The organism is Brevundimonas sp. AVps4 (genome assembly GCF_058681525.1).
On sequence record NZ_CM178741.1, the window covers coordinates 1506682 to 1516098 of the forward strand.

Annotated in this window: 10 protein-coding genes; 6 read left to right on the plus strand and 4 right to left on the minus strand. The window is 68.0% G+C overall.

Annotated features, from left to right (window positions below; translation table 11 throughout):
- Positions 1-57: 57 nt before the first annotated feature.
- On the minus strand, positions 58-633 hold the full coding sequence (locus tag ACW178_RS07405) for a superoxide dismutase family protein (protein WP_183218194.1): 576 nt from the start codon (positions 631-633) through the stop codon (positions 58-60).
- A 122-nt stretch (positions 634-755) separates the two neighbouring features.
- Between ACW178_RS07405 and gyrA the strand changes: the two genes are divergently transcribed.
- Positions 756-3530: a DNA gyrase subunit A gene (gyrA, locus tag ACW178_RS07410; protein ID WP_191558718.1), complete on the plus strand. Its 2775-nt coding sequence runs from the start codon at positions 756-758 to the stop codon at positions 3528-3530.
- Here gyrA and ACW178_RS07415 read toward each other — a convergent pair whose 3' ends face one another.
- A complete protein-coding gene (locus ACW178_RS07415; protein WP_152949792.1) occupies positions 3531-3959 on the minus strand; it encodes a type II toxin-antitoxin system VapC family toxin in 429 nt (142 codons plus the stop codon).
- On the minus strand, positions 3949-4443 hold the full coding sequence (locus ACW178_RS07420; protein ID WP_054765116.1) for a DUF7662 domain-containing protein: 495 nt from the start codon (positions 4441-4443) through the stop codon (positions 3949-3951). The genes ACW178_RS07415 and ACW178_RS07420 overlap by 11 nt, the downstream gene beginning before the upstream one ends.
- Positions 4444-4492: 49 nt before the next feature.
- Between ACW178_RS07420 and ACW178_RS07425 the strand changes: the two genes are divergently transcribed.
- The 4 genes from ACW178_RS07425 (at position 4493) to ACW178_RS07440 (ending at position 7644) form a co-directional block, all read left to right on the plus strand.
- The gene (locus ACW178_RS07425) at positions 4493-5290 is read left to right on the plus strand and encodes an aminotransferase class IV (RefSeq protein ID WP_191558717.1); all 798 of its coding nucleotides are present in this window, start codon (positions 4493-4495) and stop codon (positions 5288-5290) included.
- A gap of 88 nt (positions 5291-5378) precedes the next feature.
- Complete coding sequence (coaD, locus tag ACW178_RS07430; RefSeq protein WP_054765118.1) at positions 5379-5867, plus strand: pantetheine-phosphate adenylyltransferase; 489 nt, start codon at positions 5379-5381, stop codon at positions 5865-5867.
- The gene (locus tag ACW178_RS07435; RefSeq protein ID WP_287104902.1) at positions 5864-6751 is read left to right on the plus strand and encodes a peptidylprolyl isomerase; all 888 of its coding nucleotides are present in this window, start codon (positions 5864-5866) and stop codon (positions 6749-6751) included. Before coaD ends, ACW178_RS07435 begins: the two co-directional genes overlap by 4 nt.
- Positions 6752-6771: 20 nt before the next feature.
- Entirely contained in the window at positions 6772-7644 is an 873-nt protein-coding gene (locus tag ACW178_RS07440) for a peptidylprolyl isomerase (protein ID WP_054765120.1), read from the plus strand.
- Positions 7645-7806: 162 nt separating this feature from the next.
- Here ACW178_RS07440 and ACW178_RS07445 read toward each other — a convergent pair whose 3' ends face one another.
- A complete protein-coding gene (locus ACW178_RS07445) occupies positions 7807-8919 on the minus strand; it encodes a Ppx/GppA phosphatase family protein (protein ID WP_287104905.1) in 1113 nt (370 codons plus the stop codon).
- Between the two features lie 145 nt (positions 8920-9064).
- On the opposite strand from ACW178_RS07445, the gene hspQ reads away from it, so the two are divergent.
- On the plus strand, positions 9065-9373 hold the full coding sequence (gene hspQ / locus ACW178_RS07450) for a heat shock protein HspQ (protein ID WP_287104906.1): 309 nt from the start codon (positions 9065-9067) through the stop codon (positions 9371-9373).
- Positions 9374-9417 lie beyond the last annotated feature (44 nt).

The window sequence follows — 9417 nt, forward strand, 5'->3', positions numbered from 1 at the left end:
CACACCCCCGTCATCCTCGGGGTGAGGCCCGGGGATGACGCAGGAGGGCGAGAGAACTCAGCTCGCGCTCAGGGCCGCACAGGCCACCCGATCGCCGGCGCCGCCGATCGGCTGGGTCGAATGGTCGTCGGGATTGGCGTGGATGATGATGGCCGAGCCGTCTTCGTCCCACAGCCACTGGCCGGGGCCTTCCGAGGAAATGCGCGCGCGGGTGGTGAAGAGTTCGGCGTTCACCTTGCCGTCCGCCCCCGCATAGACGTTCGGCAGATCGCCGTCGTCCGGCCCTTGGGCGTTCAGCAGGCCGTGCGGGGCCTTGGGCTCGCTGTGGTTGATATGGCCGCCGGACGAGGTGAAGGGGGCGGCGCAGGCGCCCGTCGCATGGATGTGGATGCCGTGCCAGCCCGGCGTCAGGCCGGAAGCCTCGACCCTGATCACCAGGCCGGTCGGCCCCTGACGCAAATCGACGCGACCGATGTTGGCGCCCGAGGCGTTGACCAAGACTGCCTGTCCCGCCGCACCGACCGGGGAGCGCTCGGCCTGGGTCTGGGGGGCGTTGCCGGTCGCGGCGCAGGCTGCGGTGAAGGCCAGGGGAGACGCCAGGGCGACGGCGAAGGCGAGGGTCTTGGCGTGCATGTGGAAAGTCCTTTCAGAGACGGGCTTTCACGGCGGCGTCGCTTTGCCACCGCAGTCCTAGAATGCTAGAAAACGCGACAGCGGATCACGTTCCGATTCCGGCCGCATAAAGCCACGCTTCCTTGACCGACGACAGCTACGAAAACGCCGCAACTCCGATTGTTCCGGGAGGCGGCGGCTCAGACATTTCCACGATCACCATCGAGGACGAACTGAAGCGTTCGTACCTCGACTACGCCATGAGCGTGATCGTCAGCCGCGCCCTGCCTGACGCCCGTGACGGGCTGAAGCCGGTTCACCGTCGCATCCTCTATTCGATGCACGACCTGAACATGACGCCCGAGCGCAGCTATTCGAAATGCGCGCGCGTGGTCGGCGACGTGCTGGGGCGGTTCCACCCCCACGGCGACGCCTCGGTCTATATGGCCCTGGTGCGGATGGCCCAGCCCTTCTCCATGGGGCTGATGCTGGTCGACGGGCAGGGGAACTTCGGCTCGGTTGACGGCGATATGCCGGCCTCGATGCGTTACACCGAGTGCCGGATGGCGCCGGCCGCCACGGCCCTGATGGCCGACATCGACAAGGACACGGTCGATTTCCAGCCGAACTATGACGAGAAGGAGCTGGAGCCGGTCGTCCTGCCCAGCCGAATCCCGAATCTGCTGGTCAACGGCGCGGGCGGCATCGCCGTCGGCATGGCGACCAACATCCCGCCCCATAATCTGGGCGAGGTCGTCGATGCGGCCCTGGCCCTGCTGGATGATCCCAACGTTTCGGACGACGCCCTTTTGGACATCGTGCCCGGCCCGGACTTCCCCACCGGCGGCGAGATCATGGGCCGCACCGCGCCGCGCAATGCGCTGCGCGACGGTCGCGGCTCGGTCGTCGTGCGCGGCCGCGCCTCGATCGAGGAGATCCGCAAGGATCGCGAGGCCATCGTCGTCACCGAACTGCCCTACCAGGTCAACAAACAGACGCTGATCGAGCGCATCGCCGAAATGGTTCGCGAGAAGCGTCTGGAGGGCGTCTCCGACGTTCGCGACGAATCCGACCGTCAGGGCATGCGGATCGTCATCGAGCTGAAACGGGACGCCTCGGGCGACGTCATCCTGAACCAGCTGTGGCGCTACACCGCCATGCAGAGCTCGTTCGGCGTCAACATGCTGGCGCTGAACCACGGCCGACCGGAGCAGATGGGCCTGCGCGCTCTTCTGGAAGCCTTCCTCGACTTCCGCGAGGAGGTGGTGGTCCGCCGCGTCAAGTTCGAGCTGAACAAGGCCCGCGACCGCGGCCACGTCCTGGTCGGTCTCGCCGTCGCCGTCGCCAATATCGACGAGGTCATCCACATCATCCGCTCCTCGGCCGATCCGACCGAGGCGCGCGAGCGGCTGCAAGCCAAGGCCTGGCCCGTCGGCGACATGATGGCCCTGGTCGAGCTGATCGCCGACCCGCGCAGCGTGATCGTCGAGGGCGACAAGATCCGCCTGACCGACGAACAGGCTCGCGCCATCCTGGCCCTGACCCTGTCGCGTCTGACCGGCCTGGGCCGCGACGACATCTTCGGCGAGGCGCACGGCCTGGCCGACACCATCCAGGGCCACCTGACCATCCTGTCGGACCGCAAGAACGTCCTGGCCATCATTCGCGACGACCTGATCGACGTGAAGGCCAAGTTCGCCGTGCCGCGTCGCACCCTGATCGGGGAAGGCGACGGCGAGATGGAGGACGAAGACCTGATCCCGCGCGAGGACATGGTCGTCACCGTCACCCACGGCGGCTACGTCAAGCGCGTGGCCCTGAACGCCTATCGAACCCAGCATCGCGGCGGCAAGGGCCGTTCGGGCATGTCGATGAAGGAAGAGGACGCCATCACCGGCGTGTTCAGCGCCTCGACCCACACCCCGGTCCTGTTCTTCGCCACCAACGGCAAGGCCTATAAGCTGAAGACCTGGCGCCTGCCGCTGGGCAATCCGCAGTCGCGCGGCAAGGCCTTCGTCAATCTGCTGCCCATCGAGCCGGGCGACAGCATCATGAACGTCCTGCCCCTGCCCGAGGACGAGGCGACCTGGGGCGATTACGACATCATGTTCGCCACCCGCTCGGGGGACGTGCGCCGCAACAAGCTGTCGGACTTCGCCACGGTCAACCGCGCCGGCAAGATCGCCATGAAGCTGGAAGGCGACGACCGCATGGTCGGCGTCGGCCTGTGCACGGCGGACGACGACGTGCTGCTGACCACGGCCCTGGGCCGCGCCATCCGCTTCAAGGCCGACGACGTGCGCGTCTTCAAGGGCCGGGATTCGACCGGCGTCCGGGGCGTGCGCCTGCAGGACGGGGACGAGGTCATCTCCATGGCCATCCTGGGCCGGGTCGACGCCACGCCGGAAGAACGCGCCGCCTACGTCAAACACGCCAACGCCATGCGCAAGGCCCTGGCCGGCGCCGAGGGCGAAGACGAGCCGACGACCACCGAGGCCGAGGACGACGTCGCCGAGGCCCCGATCTCGCCCGAGCGCATCGCCGAACTGGGCGCGGCCGAACAGTTCATCCTGACGGTCACGGAAACCGGCTTCGGCAAGCGGTCCTCGGCCTATGAGTATCGCCGCACAGGTCGCGGCGGCCAGGGGCTGACGGCCCACGGCTTGGGTGGCCGCGCGGGCGCGCGCCTGGCCGCGGCCTTCCCGGTCGAGGAGACCGACGACCTGCTGCTGGTCACCTCGGGCGGCCAGATGATCCGCACCCGCGTGGATCAGGTTCGCATCGTCGGCCGCTCCAGCCAGGGCGTCACCATCTTCCGCACCGGCAAGGACGAAAGGGTCGTCTCGGTCGAACGCCTGCCGGAAAGCGGCGGGGCGGATGAGGCGGACGTCGCCGGTGAAGAGGGCGGCGAGGCCTGATCAGGCGACGAGGACGAGGCGGTCGGCGAAGCCTTCCGCCTCGGCGCGTCGAGCCAGTCGGGCGTCCAGCGTCGCGACCTGGCTGTCTCGCACTTCCGCCAAGGCGATATAGGTCGCGTCATAGACGGAAAACCGGTGACGCGCGGCCAGGTCATAGGCGCGCGCCAACAGGTCCGGCAGTGATACCGGCATGGCCATCATGCCACGCGCCGTATCGACGGCTTCCGCCCCGAGATGCTCGGAGCATTCGCCTCGCCAGACCTTCTTCGCCGCTATGCTGGCGATTTCGAGCGGCATCAGGTCGGACGCGATCATGATCCGCTCCGAGCTTACGCAGTCGCCCAGAAACCGTCTGGCGGCGGCGGAATGTTCCTCGTCGAACAGCGCTGCCGCAAAGACCGAGGCGTCGATCACCACCTCATCGGCCATCACGATCTTCCCGGATCAGATCGACGCTGGAAACGCTGGAATAGGTCGAGCGGCTGCGGGAGCGGTCCATCCGATCCAGAAACGCCTCGTTCCGGCTTCGTGCGGTTTCGTTCAACAGGAGGGCGACGGCCGTTCCAAGATCGACGCCGCGCTCCTGACAGGTGCGCTCCACTAAACTGCGCGCAGCGGGCGTCAGGGCGGCCAAGGATAGAAGGGCGCCCTCTACCCCCGTTTCGGTCTGTTCCTTTACGAAGGTGACCTCGTTCCGAGCGGGATTGAGCTTGGCCTTGCGGCCCGCTTTCAGCCAGGCCTTGGCCTGAACATGGGTGTCGGTATTGGCCCACCATTGACGCCTTATCCGCTCGTCATAGGCGGATTGGGGAAGCTTTCGGCCCAGCAGGGCTTCGATCTCTTCGAACGACAGGGTGAGGGCGTTTTGCTTCGTTTGGGCGAGGCGGTATTCCAGCGGGGCGTAAACCGACATGTCGGCGACTCCAAAGTTATATAACTTTATATATAGGTACATACCGATAATGTCGATCCTGATCGACGGCCTTCCCGCCGCCCCTGACGACCTGGCGCACCAGGCCTTGGTCAACTACGGCGCCTACACCTCCTTCCGCGTCGAGCACGGCGCGGTGCGGGGGCTGGACCTGCACCTCGCCCGTCTGGACCAGGCCGCCGTCGAACTGTTCGGCGAAAGCCCCGGCGAGGCCGAGTTCCGGCGTCTGTCGGCGCTGGCTGTCGAAGGACGCGACGCCTGCTGGCTGCGCGTCAGCCTGTTCTCGCCGGAGATCGGCCACCGCAATCCGTCCTTCGTCGGCCCGCCCAAGGTGATGACCGTCGTCTCGCCGCCGCCGCCGCCCTTGGCGACCTCGATGCGGGTCACCATCGTCCCCTATGTCCGCGAGGCGCCGCATTTGAAGCATGTCGCCACCTTTGGTCAGACGCGCGTGCGCCGGGCCGCGCGGTCGGGGGGCTTTGACGACGCCTTGTTCGTCGACGATCAGGGTCATGTGTCCGAAGGCGTCACCTGGAACACCGGCTTCATCCAGGGAGGCCGCATCGTCTGGCCCCAGGCGCCGATGCTGGCGGGCGTGACCCAGGTCCTGATCGACCGGGGGCTGGCTGGGCAGGGGCTGTCGTCTCAGACCCGCCCGGTGCATATGTCCGAACTGGCGGGTTTCGACGGCGCCTTTCTGTGCAACAGCGCAACGCCCGTCTGTCCGATCACCCATATCGACCAGGCGACGTTCGGCAATGACACCGCCGTTCTGGACCGGCTCAACCAGGCCTGGCTGTCGCAGCGGCCTCAGTCGATCGCCGATTGAGCATGACGATCGCGTCAGCCGTCTAGGCCGTTGATTTCGCACCTGCTAAGTCACCCCGACGGCAGGCGACAGGCCGGGGAGAAACGCCATGCGCATCGGACTTTATCCGGGCACCTTCGATCCGGTCACGAACGGCCATACCGACATCATCAAACGGGCCCTGAAGCTGGTCGATCGGGTCGTCATCGGGGTGGCCCAGAATGACGAGAAGGGACCGTTGTTCTCCACGGCCGAGCGGGTCGAGATGCTTCGGGCCGAGGTCGCGAGCCTGGGCGGGGACATCGTGGTCCAGCCCTTTTCCACCCTGCTGATGCATTTCGCGGAAGAGCTGAACGCCAATGTCATCATCCGAGGTTTGCGCGCGGTCGCCGACTTCGAATACGAGTTCCAGATGACGGCTATGAACCAGCGCCTCAATCAGGACATCGAGACGGTCTTTCTGATGGCCGATCCTCGGCATCAGGCCATCGCCTCACGCCTGGTCAAGGAGATCGCCCGTCTGGACGGCGCGATCGACAGTTTCGTCAGCCCCGCCATCGCCGCGCGCGTGCGGGACAAGGTCAAGAACAAGGGATGAGTTCGGCAATGCGTCTTGGTGCGATCGCGGCGGCGGCCGCCGCTCTTCTGGCGACGGCTTCGGCCCAGGCTCCGGCCTTGGCCCAAGCCCAGGCTCAGGATCAGGCGCCCGCCTCTGACTGGCGCACGGTCGCGCCCGAGAATCTGCTGGTCATCGACACGTCGAAGGGGCGGATCCTGGTCGAACTGACGCCGGTGGCGGCGCCCAGTCACGCTGAACGCATCCGCACCCTGGCTGACCAGGGCTTCTATGACGGGCTGAAGTTCCACCGCGTCATCCCTGACTTCATGGCCCAGACCGGCGACCCCCAGGGCACGGGCGAGGGCGGCAGCGACCTGCCCGATCTGAAGGCCGAGTTCAGCTTCCGACGCGGCCGCGACGCCGGCTTCGTCGCCGTGCCGAACGCCGGTCAGGGCGTGCGCGGCCTGGTCGGCGTCCTGCCGGTCGAGACCCAGCCGGACGCCCAGATGATGGTCACCGCCGACTTCAAGGTCGACGCCCACGGCCTGTTCTGCCCCGGCGTTCTGGGCATGGCGCGGGCGGGTTCGCCCGACAGCGCCAACAGCCAGTTCTTCCTGATGATGGGCGAACGGGACCAGCTGAACGGCGCCTACACCGCCTTCGGCCGCGTGGTCTCGGGCCTGGACGTCGTCAACAAGCTGAACAAGGGCTCCGACGCGGAAGACGGCAAGGTGGCCAATCCTGATGTGATGACCAAGGTCCGCATGGCCTCGGCCCTGCCGGAGGGCGAACGCCCGACCGTGCGGGTGCTGAACCCCGCCAGCGCCGCCTTCGCCGAACGGATCGCCGCGGCCCGCACCGCGCGCGGCGGCGGCTTCACCATCTGCGACGTCCAGCCGGTGGCCCAGGTCGTCGGGAGCTGAGACGCGACAGGGGAGGGGTGATGATCTTTCGCAAGACGTTGATCGCCGCGGGGCTGGCCGCCCTGCTGACCGGGGCCGCCCAGGCGCAGGAGGCGGCCGCGCCGCCGCCCCCGCCCGGCCCGACCGAATGGCGCGCCGTCGCCCCCGACAATCTGCTGGTCATCGACACGACCAAGGGGCGGATTCTGGTCGAGCTGGCGCCCGAGATCGCCCCGGCCCATGTCGAGCGGATCAAGCTGCTGGCCTCGCGCGGCTTCTACGACAATCTGGCCTGGCACCGGGTCATCGACTGGTTCATGGCCCAGACCGGCGATCCCCTGGGCACCGGCGACGGCCAGAGCTGGTATCCGGATCTGAAGGCCGAGTTCACCTTCCGGCGTGGGCCGGACATGGCCTTCACCCCCGTGGCGGCGCCGGCCGGGGCCTTGGTCGGCTTCTATCATTCCATTCCGGTCCAGACCCAGCCCGACGCCCTGATGGCCGGCACCTCGGATCGCAAGGTCCACGGCTGGGGCCTCTACTGTCCCGGCGTGGCCGGCATGGCCCGCGACGAGGGCAATGACACCGCCAACAGCCAGTTCTTCCTGATGCGCCAGCCCTATCCCGCGCTGGACAAGCGCTACACCGTCTGGGGGCGGGTGGTCGTGGGGCTTGAGGTGGTCCGCGCCCTGAAGGCCAGTCCTGAGCCGAGCGGCATCGTCACCGATCCCGACCGGATGACCCGCGTCCGCCTGGCCTCCGACCTGCCCGCCGCCGAACGCCCGGCGGTTCAGATGCTGAATCCCGCCTCGCCCGCCTTCCGCGCCCTGCTCGATGAGGCGCGCCAGGCCAAGGGCGCGGACTTCTCGGTCTGCGACATCGACCTGCCGGTGCGGGTGGCCACGCCGGGCTGAGCCCGCACTGTCTCCTCCCCATGCAATGGGGAGGGGGCCGCGCGAAGCGTGGTGGAGGGTTCTGAACGCCGCACAGGCGTCTGCGATGCGGGAAGAACCCCTCCGTCACGACGCGAAGAGGCGTCGCGCCACCTTCCCACGTCGTGGGGAGGAGACGGTGCGTCAGGCGCCGGCAGGTCCTCGCCCCCGGCCCCGGCGCCGCCTGCGGCGTTTGGGCGGGGCCTTGTCCGCCCGCATCTGTTGCAGCAGCAGGCCTTCGCGCAGGCCGCGATCCGCCACCCTGACACGCTCTGACGGCCAGGCGCGCTGGATCGCCTCCAGGATCGCCGCCCCCGCCAGGACGAGATCGGCCCGATCCGGCCCGATACAGGCCTCCTTGGCGCGCCCGTCCGGCCCCAGCCGCTTCAGCCGCTCCGCCGCCGCCTCGCATTCGGCCCGGGTCATCCACAGGCCGTCGACCCGATCGCGGTTGTAGCGGGGCAGCTTCAGATGGATGCCCGCCAGACTGGTGATGGCGCCCGATGTCCCTATCAGATGGGCGCGGTTTCGCCGCAGCAGGTCCAGCATCTCGGGATCCTCGACGCCGCCTCCGGCCAGGGCCGCGCCCATGTCGGCGACCATGGTCTCATACCATTGGGCGTGGTCCGCAGGACTGGCCCCTTCGGGTTCGGGATGCCGCTCCGCCAGGGTGACGACCCCCAGGGCCGCCGACATCCAGCCGGTGGTCTTCCAGTTCGGCCCGTCGCGCCTCAGCCAGGACAGTTCGGTCGACCCGCCGCCCACGTCGATGATCACCACCCCCTCGGCCTTCGGGTCGATCAGGTTCAGACAGCCCTCGACCGCCAGCCGCGCCTCTTCGGCCGGATCGATGATCCGCAGCCGCAGCCCGGTGCCCTTGCGGACCCTGTCGATGAACTCGGCCCCGTTCTCGGCCGCCCGGCAGGCCTGGGTGGCCACCGCGCTCAGCCTGACCGGATCCACGCCCTTCCTGACAATCCGCTCGGCGCAAAGGGCCAAGGCGTCATAGGCGCGGTCCATGGCGCGCGTGTCCAGCCGCCCTGTCCGCGACAGGCCCTCGCCCAGCCGCACGATACGGCTGAAGCTGTCGACCACCCGAAAACCGTCGCGGGACGGTCTGGCGATCAGCAGCCGGCAATTGTTGGTCCCCAGATCGAGCGCGCCGTACAGGGGCGCATCCCGACCCGACGCATCCCGCTCGCGGGAAGGCTGGGACCGCTCGTCGCGCCGTCGGGGCGCGCCGTGGGTCTCCGGCATGGGCCGTCATTCCGATGTGGGCGGTCCAAAGCGGCGCCCGTCCCCGTCAACCTAGCCCGGCAAGATCGTCCGCGCCAAGCCATTCTGTCAGCAAGATGAACAGGTCTGTGGCGTTAAGGTCATCCGGCCCCGCGTAACAGAGGGCATGACCCAGATTCACACAGCCCGGTTCGCCATCGGCCATATGGTGCGCCACCGCGACGACGTCTTTCGCGGCGTGGTGATGGATGTCGATCCGGCCTATCAGGGACCGGCCTCCGACACCGGCGCGGTCTCGCCGGATCAACCCTTCTATCGCATCTTCGCCCTGGGCGAGGACGGCGGTTTCGTCGCCTATGCGGCGGAATCCGTTCTGGAAGACGGTCGGTCGGCGCTGCTGACGGACGACGTCCGACGCTGGTTCACCGTCGATGAACAGGGCCATCATGCGCCGCTCCATGCGGGCATCCACTGACGAAGCGATGGAACGGGCGCGGGCGGAGGGTTAGGATGGGGCAA

Coding starts and splice junctions, on each gene's coding strand:
- ACW178_RS07445 (WP_287104905.1), bottom strand. CDS start 8,919: ATGCCGGAGACCCACGGCGCGCCCCGACGGCGCGACGAGCGGTCCCAG.
- ACW178_RS07420 (WP_054765116.1), bottom strand. CDS start 4,443: ATGTCGGTTTACGCCCCGCTGGAATACCGCCTCGCCCAAACGAAGCAA.
- hspQ (WP_287104906.1), top strand. CDS start 9,065: ATGACCCAGATTCACACAGCCCGGTTCGCCATCGGCCATATGGTGCGC.
- ACW178_RS07415 (WP_152949792.1), bottom strand. CDS start 3,959: ATGGCCGATGAGGTGGTGATCGACGCCTCGGTCTTTGCGGCAGCGCTG.
- ACW178_RS07435 (WP_287104902.1), top strand. CDS start 5,864: ATGAGTTCGGCAATGCGTCTTGGTGCGATCGCGGCGGCGGCCGCCGCT.
- ACW178_RS07425 (WP_191558717.1), top strand. CDS start 4,493: ATGTCGATCCTGATCGACGGCCTTCCCGCCGCCCCTGACGACCTGGCG.
- ACW178_RS07440 (WP_054765120.1), top strand. CDS start 6,772: ATGATCTTTCGCAAGACGTTGATCGCCGCGGGGCTGGCCGCCCTGCTG.
- coaD (WP_054765118.1), top strand. CDS start 5,379: ATGCGCATCGGACTTTATCCGGGCACCTTCGATCCGGTCACGAACGGC.
- ACW178_RS07405 (WP_183218194.1), bottom strand. CDS start 633: ATGCACGCCAAGACCCTCGCCTTCGCCGTCGCCCTGGCGTCTCCCCTG.